14 protein-coding genes are annotated in these 18625 nt (G+C 61.7%); 11 read left to right on the top strand and 3 right to left on the bottom strand.

Annotation, left to right across the window (positions count from 1 at the left end):
- Positions 1 to 166 precede the first annotated feature (166 nt).
- Positions 167 to 1270 (top strand): MBL fold metallo-hydrolase, encoded by a 1104-nt coding sequence (locus tag AC0TNG_RS13010; RefSeq protein ID WP_417927028.1) that lies wholly within the window; start codon positions 167 to 169, stop codon positions 1268 to 1270.
- A 32-nt stretch (positions 1271 to 1302) separates the two neighbouring features.
- Positions 1303 to 1644 carry a RamA family antibiotic efflux transcriptional regulator gene (locus AC0TNG_RS13015; RefSeq protein ID WP_010428317.1) on the top strand — a complete coding sequence of 114 codons (342 nt, stop codon included), beginning with the start codon at positions 1303 to 1305 and terminating at the stop codon, positions 1642 to 1644.
- A gap of 54 nt (positions 1645 to 1698) precedes the next feature.
- Here AC0TNG_RS13015 and AC0TNG_RS13020 read toward each other — a convergent pair whose 3' ends face one another.
- Positions 1699 to 1947: a DUF1158 domain-containing protein gene (locus AC0TNG_RS13020; protein WP_013097677.1), complete on the bottom strand. Its 249-nt coding sequence runs from the start codon at positions 1945 to 1947 to the stop codon at positions 1699 to 1701.
- Positions 1948 to 2426: 479 nt separating this feature from the next.
- On the opposite strand from AC0TNG_RS13020, the gene AC0TNG_RS13025 reads away from it, so the two are divergent.
- The 3 genes from AC0TNG_RS13025 to AC0TNG_RS13035 all read left to right on the top strand — a co-directional run bounded on the left by AC0TNG_RS13025 (position 2427) and on the right by AC0TNG_RS13035 (position 9487).
- Entirely contained in the window at positions 2427 to 5135 is a 2709-nt protein-coding gene (locus AC0TNG_RS13025; RefSeq protein WP_061715823.1) for a cation-transporting P-type ATPase, read from the top strand.
- A 122-nt stretch (positions 5136 to 5257) separates the two neighbouring features.
- The gene (locus tag AC0TNG_RS13030; RefSeq protein WP_473713256.1) at positions 5258 to 6322 is read left to right on the top strand and encodes an efflux RND transporter periplasmic adaptor subunit; all 1065 of its coding nucleotides are present in this window, start codon (positions 5258 to 5260) and stop codon (positions 6320 to 6322) included.
- 9 nt (positions 6323 to 6331) lie between these two features.
- Positions 6332 to 9487, top strand: a complete 3156-nt coding sequence (locus tag AC0TNG_RS13035) for an efflux RND transporter permease subunit (RefSeq protein WP_473713257.1) — start codon at positions 6332 to 6334, stop codon at positions 9485 to 9487.
- Here the strand turns inward: AC0TNG_RS13035 and AC0TNG_RS13040 are convergent.
- The gene (locus AC0TNG_RS13040; protein ID WP_024906908.1) at positions 9417 to 10538 is read right to left on the bottom strand and encodes a YbdK family carboxylate-amine ligase; all 1122 of its coding nucleotides are present in this window, start codon (positions 10536 to 10538) and stop codon (positions 9417 to 9419) included. The genes AC0TNG_RS13035 and AC0TNG_RS13040 overlap by 71 nt on opposite strands.
- Positions 10539 to 10642: 104 nt before the next feature.
- Between AC0TNG_RS13040 and AC0TNG_RS13045 the strand changes: the two genes are divergently transcribed.
- Positions 10643 to 11533 carry an oxidoreductase gene (locus tag AC0TNG_RS13045; RefSeq protein WP_417927034.1) on the top strand — a complete coding sequence of 297 codons (891 nt, stop codon included), beginning with the start codon at positions 10643 to 10645 and terminating at the stop codon, positions 11531 to 11533.
- On the opposite strand, the gene AC0TNG_RS13050 is transcribed toward AC0TNG_RS13045, so the two are convergent.
- Positions 11481 to 12323, bottom strand: a complete 843-nt coding sequence (locus tag AC0TNG_RS13050; RefSeq protein WP_148768616.1) for an AraC family transcriptional regulator — start codon at positions 12321 to 12323, stop codon at positions 11481 to 11483. The two genes, AC0TNG_RS13045 and AC0TNG_RS13050, sit on opposite strands and share 53 nt — an antisense overlap.
- Before the next feature lie 76 nt (positions 12324 to 12399).
- Between AC0TNG_RS13050 and AC0TNG_RS13055 the strand changes: the two genes are divergently transcribed.
- The 5 genes from AC0TNG_RS13055 to AC0TNG_RS13075 form a co-directional block, all read left to right on the top strand.
- Positions 12400 to 14382 (top strand): FUSC family protein, encoded by a 1983-nt coding sequence (locus tag AC0TNG_RS13055; RefSeq protein ID WP_473713258.1) that lies wholly within the window; start codon positions 12400 to 12402, stop codon positions 14380 to 14382.
- Positions 14375 to 14590: a DUF1656 domain-containing protein gene (locus AC0TNG_RS13060; protein ID WP_024906912.1), complete on the top strand. Its 216-nt coding sequence runs from the start codon at positions 14375 to 14377 to the stop codon at positions 14588 to 14590. The genes AC0TNG_RS13055 and AC0TNG_RS13060 overlap by 8 nt, the downstream gene beginning before the upstream one ends.
- A complete protein-coding gene (locus tag AC0TNG_RS13065; protein ID WP_473713259.1) occupies positions 14587 to 15450 on the top strand; it encodes an HlyD family secretion protein in 864 nt (287 codons plus the stop codon). The genes AC0TNG_RS13060 and AC0TNG_RS13065 overlap by 4 nt, the downstream gene beginning before the upstream one ends.
- 72 nt (positions 15451 to 15522) lie before the next feature.
- Positions 15523 to 15960: a DcrB-related protein gene (locus AC0TNG_RS13070; protein ID WP_148768464.1), complete on the top strand. Its 438-nt coding sequence runs from the start codon at positions 15523 to 15525 to the stop codon at positions 15958 to 15960.
- A 17-nt stretch (positions 15961 to 15977) separates the two neighbouring features.
- On the top strand, positions 15978 to 18625 hold a 2648-nt coding region (locus tag AC0TNG_RS13075; RefSeq protein WP_473713260.1), incomplete at its 3' end, for a PAAR domain-containing protein.

Genomic DNA, 18625 nt, shown 5'->3' on the forward strand with positions numbered 1-18625 from the left:
TAAAACCCTGATTGAAACACGTGCTTTGACACGCTGCAACGCGGAATGTCAAAGATCGAAAACGTCTTGACGACTTTATCATCATATCTATAATGAGTGCTTACTCACTCATAATCAAGTTTACCCTGCGCACGCTATCGGATGGGGCGCGTTTTCGGGTCAGGATATGAAAAAACCTCTCTTCATCTGCGTGGTGTTAATCATGATTATTGCTTCAGCCGCGAGTTTACCGTTTGTTCTGAATGCCGGATTCGGCCAGCCGCCGCAGGGTGAGCAGCTCACTGAAGTGGAGGCCTCCCCTCAGTATCGCGAGGGGAAATTCCACAATATGCTGCCGACGCCGGGTTATAACGGTGACAAAAACATGCTGGTCGCAATGTGGGAGTTTCTGACCAAAAAAACCGAAAACGCCCGCCCGGCCCGGCCGCTTCCGCTGGTGAAAACCGATCTTGCGAGCCTGCCGCTGGAGCAGGACACCCTGGTGTGGCTCGGTCACTCCTCGTGGTACCTGCAGCTCGCGGGCAAACGGATCCTGATTGACCCGGTTCTTGGCAACTATGCCGCGCCGTTCTCGTTCCTCAATAAGGCCTTTACCGGCGAGTATCCGTGGCGCGCTGAACGCATGCCGGAGATCGACCTGCTGATTATCTCGCACGATCACTACGATCATCTGGATTACGCCACTATCAAGGCGCTACTGCCGAAGGTGAAGCGGGTGGTGACGCCGCTGGGCGTGGGATCCCACCTGCGCTACTGGGGAATGAAGCCCGAGATTATTGACGAGCGCGACTGGAACCAGTCGGTACGCATCAGCGATGAATTGACGGTGCATGTTCTGCCAGCACGTCACTTCTCCGGGCGCGGCATTAAACGCGATCGCACCTTGTGGGGCAGCTTTATGTTCGTCACGCCAGAGCAGAAGGTTTACTACAGCGGGGATTCCGGTTACGGCCCGCACTTTAAGGCCATCGGCGAGCAGTTTGGTGACGTGGACGTCGCCATTATGGAAAACGGCCAGTATGACCAGGACTGGAAGTACATCCACATGCTGCCGGAGGAAACGGCGCAGGCCTCGGCGGATCTCAACGCGAAAGCCGTGGTGCCCGGGCATAACGGACGCTTCGTGCTGGCGAAACACGCCTGGAACGATCCGCTGATCCAGCTGGCAAAAGCCAGCAAGGATAAAAATTATCGGCTGCTGACGCCGGAACTGGGCGAGCCCGTCAGGGTAAGCGACAGCGCACAAACCTTTCGTGCGTGGTGGGAATAATGTTTAAGCGAGAAGCAGAGGGGGACAGCAGTATGACCATTTCCGCTCAAGTCATCGACACTATCGTCGAATGGATCGACGACAATCTGCATCAGCCATTACGTATAGAAGAGATTGCCCGCCACGCGGGTTACTCGAAGTGGCACCTGCAGCGGCTGTTTATGCAGTACAAAGGGGAGAGCCTGGGACGTTATATCCGTGAACGTAAGCTGCTGCTGGCGGCGCGCGATCTGCGAGAATCCGACGCTCGCGTGTACGATATCTGCCTGCGCTACGGGTTTGACTCGCAGCAGACGTTTACCCGCATCTTCACCCGTACGTTCAACCAGCCGCCGGGTGCGTACCGTAAAGAGAACCATAGCCAGACACATTAACCTGTCGCGTGCAGGCCGGGTAAGGCGTAGCCGCCACCCGGCTTTTTTGTGAGCTCAGGACGCGAGTGAAAACCAGCGTCGCCAGACGAAACGCAGCACGAAGAATTCAATCGCCCCGAGCAGTAAAAACCACACGCAGAACAGAATGGTATAGAGCTGGTTCAGATCGACCATGTGAAAGGTCTGAACCAGCTTTTGCGCCAGCACCAGCCCAAGCGAAGGCGCAGGGAGCAGCAGGCACGAAAGCAGGGCCAGCAATAAAATGCCGCCTGCGGTGAGCAGCGATTCTAGCGGGTGTTTCATCGTAATGTTAATCGTCAGTTAAAAATGTCATTGTCCGGCATTCTGTAACGTAAAGCAATATCAGCCCCGCTGACCTTTTTGAATAAAACAAAGACATTATTACTGCGCACAAATAACAACATACGACCCGGCGTTTATATTAATATCGCGTTATGTAAATAAACGTCTGAATCAGGAAAATAATTTTACAAATGTATAGGTGCTATAACCAATTAACGTGGCAATAACAATGGCCGCGATAACGTATAACACCAGTCTGCGCCCGCGATAAATACCCCACATGGTTCCCCCTCGTTTAGTATTGGTTTAGAAATATTTTGTAAAAATCAGCTCATCGAAATAGTTTTAATCAGTTTTGAATAACCGAGAAGTCATTATATTGCGGTAGATCAATTTTACCCGCAAGACTTTAAAATGAATTTATTTAAGCCCGAAAGGAATTCAGGCTTCAGTTCACCGGATATTGAAGGAAAAATACGATGACCGAAAAAAAATTGTCCCCAAACATGCCGCCTTCCGGCGGGCTGGCATACCAGCAGACCGCAGAGCAGGTGCTTGCACACGCGCAGAGCCAGGCCAGCGGTCTGGATCGTGCGGAGGCGCAGGCGCGTCTGCAAAAATCAGGTCCGAACGCGCTGCCGGAGAAAAAAGGCAAGCCCGCCTGGCTGCGTTTCCTGGCCCATTTTAATGATGTGCTGATTTATGTCCTGCTGGCCGCCGCCGTATTAACGGCAATAATGGGCCACTGGGTGGATACGCTGGTTATTTTAGGCGTGGCGGTAATTAATGCCTTAATTGGCTATATTCAGGAAAGCAACGCGGAAAAATCCCTGAAGAGTATTCGTAATATGCTCGCCAGCGAGGCGCGCGTTATTCGTAACGGTAACCATGAAACAATCCCCACAACTGAAATAGTCCCGGGCGATATTATTGTATTACGCGCGGGGGATCGTATTCCGGCGGATATGCGTTTAATCGAAGCGCATAATTTACGCGTGGAAGAAGCGATTCTGACCGGTGAATCCACCGTGGTGGATAAACACGTTAATCCGCTGAGCGGCGAATTACCGCTGGGCGATCGTACCAACATGGTCTTCTCCGGGACGACAGTCAGCGCGGGCGGCGGCGTCGGTGTGGTCACCGCGACCGGTCAGGATACGGAACTCGGCCACATCAACCAGATGATGGCGGGTATCGAAAAGCACCGCACGCCGCTGCTGGTGCAGATGGACAAGCTGGGTAAAGCGATCTTCGCCATTATTCTGGCGATGATGGCCGCGCTGTTTGTCTTCAGCCTGGTATTCCGCGAAATCCCAATGGGCGAGCTGCTGCTCTCCCTGATTAGCCTGGCGGTCGCCTCCGTACCGGAAGGTCTGCCGGCAATTATCTCCATCATCCTCTCCCTGGGCGTGCAGGCGATGGCGCGCAAGCGGGCGATTATCCGCAAGCTGCCGACGGTTGAAACCCTGGGCGCGATGACCGTGGTCTGCTCGGATAAAACCGGTACCCTGACCATGAACGAGATGACGGTCAAAGCCATCATTACCGCCGACGCCTGCTATCGCGTGGACGGCAACAGCTACGAGCCGGTGGGCAACATCTACCTGGAAGGCAGCGACGAGCCGGTGCAGATCCAGCCGGGCACCGTGCTGGAGCAGTACCTGCGCACCATCGACCTGTGTAACGACAGCCAGTTGATTCAGGACGATCGCGGGCTGTGGGGCATCACCGGTGGGCCGACCGAGGGCGCGCTGAAGGTGCTGGCGGCGAAGGCTAACCTCGAGCCTGTCGTGACCACGCTGGTTAACAAGATCCCGTTTGACTCGCAGTACAAGTACATGAGCACCCACTACCAGATTGGCGGTGAGGAGCAGATCCTGATCACCGGCGCGCCGGACGTGATTTTCGCCCTCTGCGCGCAGCAGCAGACCCGCAACGGTGCGGAAGCCTTCAACCGCGCGTACTGGGAAAGCGAGATGGAGCGCTATGCGCGCCAGGGGCTGCGCATGGTCGCCGCGGCGTTCAGGCCGGCGAACGGCGAGCAGGAGCTGACGCACGATGACCTGAGCCACGGCCTGATCTTCCTCGGCATCGCAGGGATGATGGATCCGCCGCGTCCAGAAGCGATTGACGCGATTAACGCCTGCCAGCAGGCGGGGATCCGCGTGAAGATGATCACCGGGGATCACCCGCAGACGGCGATGAGCATTGGCCAGATGCTGGGGATCACCAACAGCGAGCAGGCGGTTACCGGCTACGAGCTGGAGAAGATGGACGACGCCGCGCTGGCGGACGCCGCGGTGAAGTATGACATCTTCGCCCGTACCAGCCCGGAGCATAAGCTGCGCCTGGTGAAAGCGCTGCAGGACAAAGGTGAAATCGTCGGCATGACCGGTGACGGCGTGAACGATGCCCCGGCGCTGCGTCAGGCTGACGTGGGCATCGCGATGGGCATCAAGGGCACGGAAGTGACCAAAGAGGCGGCGGATATGGTCCTGACGGACGATAACTTCGCCACCATCGCCAGCGCGGTGAAAGAGGGGCGTCGCGTTTACGACAACCTGAAGAAGACCATCCTGTTCATCATGCCGACCAACCTGGCGCAGGGGCTGCTGATTGTGATTGCGCTGCTGGCGGGGAACATCATTCCGCTGACGCCGGTGCTGATTCTGTGGATGAACATGGCTACCTCCGCCACGCTCTCCTTCGGCCTGGCCTTTGAGGCCGCCGAGCGCAACATCATGCGCCGTCCGCCGCGTCAGACCGGGCAGCACGTGATGGATGCCTACGCCGTCTGGCGCGTGGCCTTCGTCGGCACCATGATTGCCATCGCCGCCTTTGCGCTGGAAGCCTGGCTGGCCCCGCGCGGCCACAGCGCGGAGTTCATCCGCACCGTGCTGCTGCAGATGCTGGTCTGCGCCCAGTGGGTGTACATGATTAACTGCCGCAACACTGAAGGGTTCTCCCTGAACCGCGGTCTGCTGGCGAACAAAGGGATCTGGCTGGTGACGGGCGTGCTGTTCCTGCTCCAGGCGGCGATTATCTACCTGCCGTTTATGCAGATGCTGTTCGGCACCGAAGCCCTGCCGCTGCGCTACTGGTTTGTGACCCTGGCCGTTGCAGGCGTGATGTTCTTCGTCGTCGAAATCGAGAAGCGACTGACCCGCAGGTTCCGTAAGGCTGCATAACGAAAACCTTACCCCTCACCCTAACCCTCTCCCCACAGGGGAGAGGGGACCGCCCGGTTTTCTCCCTCTCCCCTTTGGGGAGAGGGCCGGGGTGAGGGGAGAAACAACGCTGAGGTACTCCCATGAAACTCCCGGTCCTGTTTGCACTTCTTGTCAGTACCCTGCAACCCGTATTCGCCGCCGCCATCCCCGTGCGCATCGCCACCGTGGAGCAGACCGCCCATGCCGCCGAGCGCCAGATCCCGGGCCGCATCGAAGCCATCCACACCGTTGAGCTGCGCGCCCGCACGGAAGGCGTGATTACCCAAATCCACTTCCGCGACGGGCAGTACGTGAAAAAAGGCGACGTGCTGTTTGAGCTGGACGACGCCGAGCCGCGCGCCGCCCTGCGCCTGGCGCAGGCCGAAGTGAGAAGCGCCGAAGCCACGCTGCGTCAGGCGCAGCAGCAGCTTTCCCGCTTTGAAAGCCTGGGCAGCAGCAACGCCATCAGCCGTCACGACGTGGACAATGCCCGCATGCAGCGGGACGTGGCGAGCGCCGCGCTGGAGCAGGCCAAAGCCCGCCTCGACACCCGCAGCGTCACCCTGAACTACACCCGCATCACCTCGCCGATTGACGGCCGCGTGGGGCACAGCAGCTTCCACGTGGGTAGCCTGGTCAACCCTGCCAGCGGCGTGCTGGTGGAGGTGGTCCAACTCGATCCCATCCGTATCGCCTTTGCGCTGGAAGAGAGGGCGTTTGCGGCCAAAGCCGGACAACATGCGGATATCAGCGCCATGAAGCAGGCCTGGCAGGCATTAATTGACAGCAACGGCCAGCGCGTCAGCGGTGAACTGACGTCGGTGGACAATCGCATCGACCCGCGCACCGCCAGCGTGATGCTGCGCGCCGAGTTCGCCAATCCGCGCCATCAGCTCCTGCCCGGAGGCAACGTAAACGTGACCCTGCGACCGGCAAGCGAGCAGCCGGTGCTGACCCTGCCTGCCGCCGCGGTCCAGCAGAACGGCGACGGGTTCTTTGCCTGGGTGGTTAACGCCGACGGCAACGCCGAAATGCGCCCGCTTAAGGTCGCCGGACAGATTGGCCAGCAGTTCCAGATTTCATCCGGCGTGAAGCCCGGTGAGCGAGCGATTACTGACGGCGTGCAGCGCGTGCAGCCCGGCGCTGCCGTCCAGATACTGAATTAAGGAGCCATCATGCTGACGTTTTTCATCAAACGCCCGCGCTTCGCGATGGTGATTGCGCTGGTCATCACCCTGCTGGGGGCCATTGCGCTGAAGATTATCCCGGTGGAGCAGTATCCGCAGATCACGCCGCCGGTGGTGAACGTCTCTGCCAGTTGGCCGGGCGCCAGCTCCGCTGACGTGGCGGAGGCCATCGCCACGCCGCTGGAGACGCAGCTGAACGGCGTGGACCATATGCTCTACATGGAGTCCACCAGTTCGGACGAAGGCACGTACAGCCTGAACATCACCTTTGCGGCGGGCACCGATCCGGACCTCGCCGCCATCGACGTGCAGAACCGCGTGGCGCAGGCCGTGGCGCAGCTGCCCACCGAGGCGCAGCAAAACGGCGTGCAGGTGCGCAAGCGGGCCACCAACCTGATGATGGGGGTAAGTCTTTACTCACCGAATAACACCCACACGCCGCTGTTCGTCAGCAACTACGCCAGCACCCAGGTGCGCGAGGCGCTGTCGCGTCTGCCCGGCGTGGGGCAGGTGCAGATGTTTGGCGCGCGCGACTACAGCATGCGCATCTGGCTGCGCCCGGACCGTATGAACGCCCTGAACGTCACCACCGACGACGTGGCGCAGGCGCTGCGCGAGCAGAACGTGCAGGGCGCGGCGGGTCAGGTGGGCACGCCGCCGGTGTTTAACGGCCAGCAGCAGACCCTGACCATCAACGGGCTGGGGCGCTTAAGCCAGGCCGACGAGTTTGCCGACATCATCATCCGCGCGGGGGAGATGGGCCAGCTGGTGCGCCTGAAGGACGTCGCCACCATCGAGCTCGGCTCGCGCAGCTACAGCTCCGGCGCGCAGCTGAACGGGCACGATTCCGCCTACCTCGGCATCTACCCGACCCCATCCGCCAACGCCCTGCGCGTGGCCGACGCGGTGCGCGCGGAGCTGGAGCGACTCTCGACGCGCTTCCCGGATGACCTGGTCTACGAGGTGAAATTCGACACCACCTCCTTTGTTGCCGCCACCATTAAGGAGATCGGCGTCTCGCTGGCGCTCACCATGTTGGCGGTTGTGGTGGTCGTTTCCCTGTTCCTGCAAAGCTGGCGCGCGACGCTGATTGTCGCCCTCGCCATTCCGGTGTCGCTGGTGGGCACCTTCTCGGTGCTCTACACGCTCGGCTACTCCGCCAACACCCTCAGCCTGTTCGCCATTATTCTGGCGCTGACCATGGTGGTGGATGACGCCATCGTGGTGGTGGAGAGCGTCGAAATGCTGATGGCGGAAGGGCAGAGCCGCACGGCGGCGACCGCGCTGGCGCTGCGCCAGATCGCCGGGCCTGTCATCGCGACGACGCTGGTGCTGCTGGCGGTATTTGTGCCGGTGGCGCTCCTGCCGGGGATTGTCGGCGAGCTTTACCGCCAGTTTGCGGTGACGCTCTCGACTGCCGTGACGCTCTCAAGCCTCGTGGCGCTGACCCTGACGCCCGCGCTGTGCGCGATGCTGCTGCGTCCGCGCCCGGAGAAACCAGCGGCCGTTTATCGCGCCTTTAACCGCGGGCTGGACGCCACGCGCGGTTTCTACACCCGCATCGTGAATGTCTTAAACCTGCGTCCGTGGCTGGCGCTGCTGGCCACCGCAGGCGCGGCGGCAGTCGTGCTGTTCAGCTTTACGTCGATGCCAAAAGGTTTCCTGCCGCAGGAAGATCAGGGTTATTTCTTTGCCAGCGTCCAGCTGCCGGAAGCGGCCTCGCTGGAGCGTACCGAAGCGGTGATGACCACCGCGCGGGAGCTGATCGCCAAAAATCCGGCGGTGGAGGATGTGATTCAGGTCTCCGGGTTTAACATCCTCAACGGCACCAGCGCCTCCAACGGCGGGTTTATCTCCATCATGCTGAAGGACTGGAGCGAGCGTCCGCCGCTGGAGGAGGTGATGGGCACCCTGCAGCGCCAACTGCTGGCCCTGCCGGAAGCGACCATAATGACCTTCGCGCCGCCGACGCTGCCGGGGCTGGGCAACGCCTCCGGCTTTGACCTGCGCATCCAGGCTCAGGCGGGGCAGAGCCCGGCGGAGCTGGAGCGCGTCACCCGCGAGGTGCTGGCGAAAGCCAACCAGCATCCGCAACTGAGCCGCGTGTTCACCACCTGGAGCAGCAGCGTGCCGCAGCTGACGCTGACCGTTGACCGCGAGCGCGCCGCGCGTCTCGACGTGCCGGTATCGCGCATCTTCAGCAGCCTGCAAACCGCCTTTGGCGGCACGCGCGCCGGGGATTTCAGCATCAACAACCGCGTCTACCACGTGGTGATGCAGAACGAGATGCAGTGGCGCGAGCGTGCGGAGCAGATCGGCGAGCTGTTCGTGCGCAGCAACAGCGGCGAGCGGGTGCGCCTGAGCAACCTCGTCACCATCACGCCAACCGTCGGCGCGCCGTTCCTGCAGCAGTACAACCAGTTCCCGTCGGTGTCGGTGAGCGGCTCGGCAGCGGCTGGGGTGAGCAGCAGCACCGCGATGGCGGCGATGGGTGAGATTCTGGCGGAGAGCCTGCCGGCCGGATACGACTACGCCTGGAGCGGCATGTCGTATCAGGAGCAGCAGACCGGCAATCAGGCGATCTGGATCGTGCTGGCGGCGGTGGTGATGGCGTGGCTGTTCCTCGTCGCCCAGTACGAGAGCTGGACGCTCCCGGCGAGCGTGATGCTCTCGGTGCTGTTCGCCATCGGCGGGGCGCTGGTCTGGCTGTGGATGGCCGGATACGCCAACGACGTGTACGTGCAGATTGGTCTGGTATTGCTGATCGCGTTAGCGGCCAAGAACGCGATTCTTATCGTCGAGTTCGCCCGCGCGCGGCGTATGGACGGAATGGCGATTGTCGATGCCGCGCGGGAAGGGGCCTCGCGCCGTTTCCGGGCGGTGATGATGACCGCCGTGTCGTTCATTATCGGCGTTCTGCCCATGATGCTGGCGACCGGGGCAGGTGCCCAGAGCCGCCGCATCATCGGCACCACGGTGTTCAGCGGCATGCTGGTGGCGACCGTGGTGGGGATCCTGTTCATCCCGGCGCTGTTCGTGCTGTTCCAGCGCCTGCGCGAGTGGGGCCACGGCCTTACGGACTCGTCGCCCACAGCTCGCAGTGCTTCTGCACCAGAGAAATCAGCGAGCCGCCGTCGGCGATAAACTCCCGCATGCGCTGCGCCTCGCTCTTGCCCTGCTTTAACAGCAGGGCAATTTCATTAATTGCGCTCGTCGCGCCAAGCTTCTCGGCCGACGGCGCAACCTGCTCCAGTAGCCAGGCGATATCTTCCGCCACGGTTTTGTGCTCGCCGGTGTGCACGTCCGTCAGGATCCCCTCCAGCCCGTAGCGACACGCCTGAAAACGGTTAAAGCGGTACAGCAGAAAATCTTTTTCCTGATGCTTATAAGGCCGCGTGGTCAGCAGCCAGTGGGACGTCGCCTGGATCAGCCCAGCGATGTTAATCGCGTGGCCGAGCGTCAGCGGCGTATCCATCACCCGCACCTCCACGGTGCCAAAATGCGGGCTGGGGCGAATATCCCAGTGCAGATCCTTGATGCTGTCGATCATGCTGGTGGAACTCAGGCGGCGGAACAGCCCCTCGAACTCCTGCCAGCTGTTGACCCACGGCATCTGGCCGTTATCCGGGAACCCTGAAAAGATGTTGAGCCGCGACGAGGAGAACTTCGTGTCGGTGCCCTGCATATACGGCGAGGCGGCCGCCAGGGCGATAAAATGCGGCACGAAGCGCGACAGGCCGTGCAGCAGGTAAATCGCGTCATCCCCGGTCCGGCAGCCGACGTGAACGTGCTGACCGAATACCGTTGCCTGCAAAATCAGATAGCCAAAGCGCTCCAGCGTGACGTTATAGCGCTCGTCGTCGCACACCTCCTGGCGCTGCCATTTCTGGAACGGATGCGTCCCGCCGCCGCAGATCTGAATGTGCTGCTCTGCCGCCGCGCGCAGGATGCTCTGCTGCATCACTGAGAACTGTGCCGCCGCCTGATCGATGGTCTGACACACGCCGGTGGCGATTTCGAGCATGCTTTCGGTGATGTCGTGTTTGACTTCGCCGCCTTTGATGTCGTCTTTGACGGCGGCGATGAGCGCGGAGGAGTCCTGGCTGAGATCGTACCCCGGCGGGTTAACCACCTGCAGTTCGAGCTCGATGCCAAGGGTGAACGGTTCAGAGGATTTGAAATCGGGTAAAGGCATGGCGCACTCCGTTGTCTGTGAATGTTGAGTATAGACAACGGGTGTGGCGCGCTCGTCTCAGGGTGGTATAACTGATAGCAGGCTTAGCAAAAGGGGAGTGACTCATGTCTGACTATCCAACCATTGCGCTGATAGGACCCGGTGCGATTGGCACCACCATTGCCGCAGTACTGCATGACGCTGGCCGCACGCCGCTGCTGTGCGGACGGACCGCACATGCGGCGTTACGCCTGCGCCACGATGAGGGTGAAACGGTGGTGCCCGGTCCGGTATTAACCGATCCGACAGCCATCGCGCGTCCCGTTGACCTCGTTTTTATCGCGGTGAAAACGACGCAAAACGCCGACAGCGCCGGGTGGCTGCGCGCGCTGTGCGATGAAAATACGGTGGTCTGCGCCCTGCAAAACGGCGTTGAGCAGAAAGCTCAGCTTGAGCCTTTGGTCAGTGGCGCAACGGTGCTGCCGTCGGTGGTCTGGTTCCCGGCGCAGCGCGAGCCGGATGCCTCCGTCTGGCTGCGGGCGAAGCCGCGCCTGACGCTGCCGGACATGCCGCAGGCGCAGCGGGTGGTGGAGGCGCTTCGCGGTACGCGCTGTGAAGTTGCACTCTCGGCAGATTTCGCCACCGTCGCCTGGCGCAAGCTGCTGCAAAACGCGGTCGCCGGGCTGATGGTGCTGGCCAACCGCCGCGCCGGGATGTTCAGGCGCGAGGATATCAGCGAACTTTCGCTGGCCTACCTGCGCGAGGGGCTTACTGTCGCCCGCGCGGAAGGGGCGAAGCTGAACGATGACGTGGCGCAGGAGATCCTGGCGAACTTTCAGCGTGCGCCTGAGGACCTGGGTACGTCTATTCTGGCCGACCGTCAGGCCAACCGTCCGATGGAGTGGGATATCCGTAACGGCGTGATCCAGCGTTACGGCCGCAAGCACGGCATTGCGGTGCCCATCAGCGACGTGGTGGTGCCGCTGCTGGCGGCGGGGAGCGAGGGGCCGGGTTAACGGCCGCTGTTTTCCGTTCGGCAAAGTAATGCGCGGGCGTGCTGCCCATCGCTTTTCGGAACATGGTGATAAAGGCGTTCACGGATTCGTACCCGAGCGTTGTCGCCACGTTCTGGACCGGTTCGCCGCTTGCCAGCTCCCGCAGGGCAATAATCAAATGCAGCTGCTGGCGCCATCGCCCGAAGCTCAGCCCGGTCTCGCGCTGCATCAGGCGTGCAAACGAACGCTCGCTGAGGGCAAGCCGTTTCGCCCACTCCTTAAGGGTGCTTCGGTCCTCAGGGCGGCTGACCAGCGCGTCGGCCATGGCGCGAATTTTCGGGTCGGTTGAGACCGGCAGGCTCAGCTTCTGCTGCGGCATGCTGGCAAGCTCATCCAGCGTGACCCTGATTAGCCTGGCGACATGGCCGTCGGGCGGATAATCAACGCCCTCGCGGGTTAGGCGATCGACCAACTCCTTGATCAGCGGCGAGATCGCCAGCGTGCAGCATCTCTCCGGCAGCGCCGCCGCGCCGGGCTCAATAAACAGATAGTTCAGATGCGCGTTCCAGGTCGCTTTGGCGCTGTGCGGGATCCCCCCTGGGATCCAGACGGCGCAGTCTGGCGGTACGATCCAGATGTCATTCTCCGCGTAACAGCTGACCGCACCGTACCGGGCAATAATCAGCTGTCCTTTCCGATGGCTATGCACCGGCACTTCCGCGGCGTAGTCCACGAAGTCCAGATGACGCGCCACCGCCGGGCTGACGGTAGAGTCGGGGTCATACAGCGTAGTAGCAGATTGAGGCTTCACGATTCTGGCAACATTCAGGTATTTTTTGACAGAATAGAGTATTTAAGCGGGTCTGCAAGCCGGTAATAATTCCGGCATGAAAAACGTCTTCTCTTATCCCGTGCGCCTGCCCGCCGCGCTGCAAAACGACGCGGGGGCGCTGATCTACGCCGCAAAGAGTTTCGCCGCGGCGATGCTCGCTTATTACCTCGCGCTGTCTATCGGCCTCGAACGCCCCTCATGGGCGATTATTACGGTTTACATCGTGTCGCAAACGTCGGTCGGGGCATCGCTCAGCAGAAGCCTCTACCGGCTGGCCGGTACGGTTGTCGGGGCCAGCGCGACCGTTCTGATTGTGCCCACCTTCGCGAATACGCCGATCCTGTGCAGCATGGTGCTGACGGGCTGGATCGTATTCTGCCTGTGGCTCTCCCTGCTGGAGCGCACGCCCCGGGCCTATGCCTTTGTGCTGGCGGGCTACACCGCGAGCCTGATTGGTTTTCCCGCGGTATCCGATCCCGGCGGCATATTTAACGTCGCCATTGTCCGCGTGCAGGAGATCGCGATCGGGATTTTCTGCGCGGCGCTGATTCACCGCTACGTGCTGCCCGCGCGGGTATCAGGGCTGTTCAACGCTAAATTATCCCAGACGCTACAGGCCACGCGCGAGCGGGTGGCGGATACCTTAGCGGGCAAGCCCGATGCGGCTTCCGGACCGCTGTATCTGGCCCTGGCGCTGCAGTTCCTGCAGGGTATAAGCCACCATATCCCGTACGATTTTGCCCTCTCCGCCCCGGTGCGGCAGGCCAGAAAAGCGATTCATGACCGGCTGGCGCGGCTCGTTATCGTAAACTGTGAACTACACGACCGCATGCCAACGATTGGGACCCTGCCCGCCGACGTGCAGGCCTTGCTGGAGGATGTTCAGGCCTGGGTGGCCGGTGAAGGCGCTAGCCTCAGCAGTACGGCAGAGGCGCTGCGGCTCCGCTGTGCGCTTCTCATCGATCGGTATGCCGCGCAGGCGCAGACGTTTGACGACGCGCGGCTGGTCAGTTTTATCCGCTACCTCGCGGAGGCTATCGCTCTTCTGCAGCAGTGCGAGCGCCTTTCCAGCGCCATCCACCATGCCAAACCCGTCTTTGGGGAGGTGCAAACCCGCGCGGCTAAAGGCTACGTTTTTCACCGCGATCCTCTTACCGCGGCCCGCACGGCGCTGGGGGCTTTCGCTATTATCCTGAGCGGCTGTCTGGTCTGGATCTTCTCAGCATGGCCGGATGGCGGTACGGCGGTGTCTATCCTGGGGGTCTGCTGCACGCTGTTTGGCAGCTTCGACACCCCGGCCCCCCACATTGTGAAATACATCATTGGCTCGTTCTGGGGCGTGGTAATTAGCCTGTTCTACAGCTTTGCGCTGCTGCCGCTGGTGAGCGATTTCCCGGTGCTGGTGGCGGTGCTGGCTCCTGCGTATCTTCTGGCCGGGTCGCTTCAGGCGCGTCCACCGACCACGTTTATGGCGATGGGCATCACCCTGACGCTGCCCATTCTGTGCGAGCTGGGGGCGCACTACAGCGGAGACTTCGCCGTTGCGGCCAACACCGCCATCGCGCTATTTGCCGCGACCGGCTTTGCCGTTATCAGCATGAGCCTGCTGCAAACCGTGCAGGCGGATGGTGCCATCACGCGTCTGCTGAACCTCTGTCAGCGCGACATTCGCCGCAGCGTGAAGGGCACGCTGCGGGTTGACGAAACGCACTGGATCAACCTGATGATGGACCGAACCGCCCTGTTGCTGCCGCGACTGCAGCGCAGCGAGCGCGCGCCAGAGCAGGCGCTCGATCGGCTGCTACACGCGCTGCGTCTGGGGCTGTCGGTCATGCATTTACGCCGCAGTGACGCACCGCCCGGCAGGGAGGTTGACGCACTTTTTCATAGGATAAACGCCGCAGACCGCAACGCCTTACGGGAACGCATCGTCACCCTTATCGAGCGCCATCTGCCTGCGGCAGATGAACATACGCGCCAGTTTATCTTCAGGCTGGTGGATCTGCACTGTGCACTAGGGGGACCTGACTATGGTTAACGATCTTAATATCGGCGGGGTTTTTATCCCGGGGCTGCTGACGGTCGCCCTCGCGGCGCTGGTCTGCACGCTAAGCCTCGTCGCGCTTTTCTCTCTTAGCAGGGGCTACCGGCGCTTGCCGTTTCGCCCGCTGATGGATGTTTCAACCTGGATTGTCACCTTTTTCCTGCTGATGCAGGGTCTGACCGCGTTGGGGTTATTGTCATGAAATCACTGCTCTCTTTACTGGCTCGGTATGCGCTGACGTTGAGCGTCGTCGCGGCGGCTACGTTTCTGGCGTTTATGATGTGGAAACACTACGCAGAAACGCCGTGGACCCGCGACGGGCGCGTGCGTGCGGATGTGGTGCAGATTGCGCCGGACGTCTCCGGGCCCGTCATCAGCGTGGCCGTTCGGGATAACCAGTGGGTGAATCGGGGCGATGTGCTTTACACCATCGATCCGCGCTGGCTCAAGCTGGCGGTGGCAAGCGCGCAGGCTGATGTGGAGTCGAAACGCCATGAGATGCTGATGCGCCAGGACGCGGCCCATCGCCGCACGCTGATTAAAAACGCCATCTCCGGCGAGGACTTGCAGCAAACCGGCAGCGCGGCGAACGTCGCGGCGGCCAATTATCACGGCGCGCTGGCCGCGCTGGATCTGGCTGAGCTTAATCTGGCGCACGCCACCGTCCGTACGCCGGTTTCGGGGTACGTTACGCACCTGCGGCTGCGGCCCGGAGACTACGCGACGGCGGGGGAGACAAAGGTCGCCATCGTCGATGCCCACAGCTTCTGGGTGGTGGGATACTTTGAAGAGACCAAGCTGCGCCATATTCGCGTTGGGGATGCCGCGCAGGTTGTGCTGATGGGATACGAGCCGGTCATCACGGGGCACGTGGAGAGCATCGGGCATGGGATTGGGGACAGCAACGACGAGACGGGAGGGCTGGGTCTGCCCGACGTCGAGCCTACCTTTAGCTGGGTGCGGCTGGCGCAGCGCGTACCGGTGCGCATTCATATCGACAGGTTGCCGGAGGGGGTTGAACTGGTGGCGGGGCTGTCGGCGAGCGTGGCGGTGGGGCGATAATCTGGGGATAGTCAGCCTTAAACACATATGCGAAACTTACCGCTTCTGAAAATATGTGGTGGGACCCGCTCAATGTCAGAACAACATTCGCAGTGCCTTTTCAGTGAAGGACTGATCTCTTTTCCTGAGGGATATCAGGATCGTACCGTCAACGTATTTGCGTCGCCCGCTGCGGATGCACCGGCGTTCAACATCTCCCGCGATGCTCTCAACGCCGGTGAAGCGCTTGCCGCGTATATCGATCGCCAGCTCGCCCTGATGGAAAAACACATCAAGGGCTGGAAGCAGGGTGAGCGCAGCGCCGCTACGCTGGGCGACGACCTTTTACAGGGTGAAACCGTTCATGCTACCTACCTGCGCGACGGGAAACGCATATGGCAGCAGCAGGCCGTATTTAACGTCGACAGCAATAACATTCTGGTGTTCACCATGACCTGCACCCGCGCGCTGGGCGATGCTGACAGCACGCTGTTTGGCGATCTTCTCAGGAGCTTCCGCTTCCACCATTAACACCAGGGACAGTTGTTATGTTTGAAGCAGCACGCGTTGGTGATGATATCGGCCACTCCGGTGCGCTGGCCGGGATGATTGCCGGAACGATTGTCGGCGGCCTGATTGCCGCCGCTGGAGGCATTCTGGCGGGAGCCATGTTTATTGCCGGACTTGGTGCATCCTGTCTTGGCGTGGGCGTCCTGCTCGTCGGCGCCAGCCTGGCCGTGGGGTATTACACCGGGGAGCTGGCGACCGCCGCCCGGGACAGCATCGCGGACGCCGGGGCATCCAGCATGACGAAGAAAGGCGTCATTACCTCCGGCTCGCCCAACGTGTTTATCAACGGTAAACCCGCCGCCATGGCCACGGACAGCGCGGTGAAGTGCTCTGACGATGGCTCGCAGCAGATGGCCGAAGGCTCTTCACGGGTCTCTATCAACGGCCTGCCTGCGGCACGCATCGGGGATCGCACCACCTGCGACGCGAAGGTGATGACCGGTTCGGACAACGTCATTATCGGCGGCGACCCGCAGCAAACCCTCCCCATTCAGTCTGAAGTCCCCGAGTGGCTCTACAAAGTCTCCGATCTTACCCTGCTGTTTGCCGGGCTTATCGGCGGGTGGGGCGGTGCCGCTGGTAAAGCCGGGGCGCTCTCTAAGCTGCTGGGCAAAATCCCCGGCATCAATAAGCTGGCCCGTATCGCCTGTCGCGCCGGCACGCTGATGACAGGCGTGGCGGCCGCGGGGATCATCGCCCGCCCGGTGGATATCGTCAGCGGACAAAAATTTCTCAGCGGGGATGATGAGCTGGACTTCGTCCTGCCTTCCCGCCTTCCGGTGCGCTGGCAGCGCTACTGGCGCAGCGGCAACCCCGGCGACAGCGTGCTGGGCCGCGGCTGGAGCCTGTTCTGGGAAAGCCGCCTGGAGCCTTACCAGGACGGCCTGGTGTGGCGCGCGCCGTCCGGCGATTACGTCGCCTTCCCGAAGGTCCCGAAAGGGATGCGCACCTACTGCGAAAGCGAAAAAAACTGGCTTGAACATCACTCTGACGACAGCTGGTCGGTGTATGACGTCAGCGGCGAGCGCTGGCACTATGCGCCGCTGCGGGATGATGCTCCGTCGCTGCTTCAGCGCATCTCTGAACCCTGCGGCAACGATATCCTCTTCGAGTGGAATGCGGATCATACCCTGCATGCCCTGATCGACAGCGCGAGCCAGCGCGTGGTCTGCCGCTACGACCGCGACAGGCTCGTCGGCGCATGGCTGGATGACGAGATCTGCCTGGTCAGTTACGCTTATGATGAACAGCGCCAGCTTGTCTCCGTGACCGGCCGGGGCGGTAGCGTGCGCCGACGCTTCCGCTGGCAGGACGGGCTGATGAGCGCCCATGAGGACGCCAACGGCCTGCTGAGCGAATACCGCTGGCGGGAGATTGACGGCCTGCCGCGCGTGGTCGGCTTCCGCCACAGCGGCGGCGAACAGCTGGCGTTCGAATACGATTTTGAAAATGGCATCCGCCGTGCTATCCGCGATGACGGCGCCCAGGCGCACTGGCTGGTGGACGACGACGACAACGTCGCGCGCTTCACGGATTACGACGGTCGCCAGACGACGTTTGTTTACCGCGACGGCGAGCTCTGCGACGTTATTCTGCCCGGCGGCGCAATGCGCCGCAGCACGTGGGACAAATACGGCCGCATGACCAGCGAGACGGACCCGGCGGGCCGCCGCACCGAGTACCACTGGCATCGCCTGACCGACCGCATCACCCGCACGGTGTACCCGGACGGCACCTCATCGCAGGCCATGTACGACCTTCGCGGTCGCCTGCTGTCGGAAACGGATCCGGCCGGTAGCACCACCGCGTATGGCTATCCTGACGATGAAGAAAACCTGCCTGAGAGTATCACCGACGCCACAGGTGGCGTGGTGCGCCTGGTCTGGAACCACCAGGCGCTGCTGACGCAGCGCACCGACTGCTCCGGCAGCGTGACCCGCTTCACCTACGATCGATTCGGGCAGCTGATTGCCAGCGAGGATGCGGAAGGGAATATCACGCGCCGGGAGTGGAGTCGTGCCGGGCTGCTGAGCGTCGTGATCCATCCGGACGGCAGCCGCGAGTCGCTGGTGTGGAACGAACGCGGCCAGCTCACGGGCTGGCGCGACCCGCTGGAAAGCGAGGTGAGCTGGGCCTACAACGCGCTCGGCCTCCCGGTCAGCCTCACCGACCGTATTGGCCGCGTGCGCCAGTGGCGCTACGACCCGCGCGGTAACCTGCTGCGGCTCGATAACGGCAACGGGGCGGAATACCGGTTCACCTACGACGCCGTGGGCCGCCCGCTCAGCGAAATGCGCCCGGATGAAACCGTGCGCTATATGGAATGGGACGCGCGAGGGTTCCTCTGCGCGCTCGAAGAAAACGGACGGCCTGCCGCCGACGGCGGTATCGCCCGTCGCGTCCAGCAGTTCAGCTATGACGACAGCGGGCTGCTGATCGGGCGTACTCAGCGCCACGCGGAGTACCGCTACTTCCGCGACCTGAACGGCCAGATTACCCGCATCCGCCGCACGCCGACGGCCGAAGGCGTTGCCCTGGGTATCGAAAGCGATGAGATCGCATACCGCCACGACGCCGCCGGGCGCGTGCTGAGCGAGTCCGGCATTAACGGCGCGGTGGGCTACGA

The sequence above is a fragment of the Enterobacter sp. PL_is514 genome, assembly GCF_055816715.1.

Bases quoted from the DNA above. Each gene is read 5' to 3' on its own strand.
- AC0TNG_RS13065 (WP_473713259.1), top strand. From the start codon at position 14,587: ATGAAATCACTGCTCTCTTTACTGGCTCGGTATGCGCTGACGTTGAGC.
- AC0TNG_RS13015 (WP_010428317.1), top strand. From the start codon at position 1,303: ATGACCATTTCCGCTCAAGTCATCGACACTATCGTCGAATGGATCGAC.
- AC0TNG_RS13035 (WP_473713257.1), top strand. From the start codon at position 6,332: ATGCTGACGTTTTTCATCAAACGCCCGCGCTTCGCGATGGTGATTGCG.
- AC0TNG_RS13025 (WP_061715823.1), top strand. From the start codon at position 2,427: ATGACCGAAAAAAAATTGTCCCCAAACATGCCGCCTTCCGGCGGGCTG.
- AC0TNG_RS13060 (WP_024906912.1), top strand. From the start codon at position 14,375: ATGGTTAACGATCTTAATATCGGCGGGGTTTTTATCCCGGGGCTGCTG.
- AC0TNG_RS13030 (WP_473713256.1), top strand. From the start codon at position 5,258: ATGAAACTCCCGGTCCTGTTTGCACTTCTTGTCAGTACCCTGCAACCC.
- AC0TNG_RS13045 (WP_417927034.1), top strand. From the start codon at position 10,643: ATGTCTGACTATCCAACCATTGCGCTGATAGGACCCGGTGCGATTGGC.
- AC0TNG_RS13020 (WP_013097677.1), bottom strand. From the start codon at position 1,947: ATGAAACACCCGCTAGAATCGCTGCTCACCGCAGGCGGCATTTTATTG.
- AC0TNG_RS13040 (WP_024906908.1), bottom strand. From the start codon at position 10,538: ATGCCTTTACCCGATTTCAAATCCTCTGAACCGTTCACCCTTGGCATC.
- AC0TNG_RS13070 (WP_148768464.1), top strand. From the start codon at position 15,523: ATGTCAGAACAACATTCGCAGTGCCTTTTCAGTGAAGGACTGATCTCT.
- AC0TNG_RS13010 (WP_417927028.1), top strand. From the start codon at position 167: ATGAAAAAACCTCTCTTCATCTGCGTGGTGTTAATCATGATTATTGCT.
- AC0TNG_RS13055 (WP_473713258.1), top strand. From the start codon at position 12,400: ATGAAAAACGTCTTCTCTTATCCCGTGCGCCTGCCCGCCGCGCTGCAA.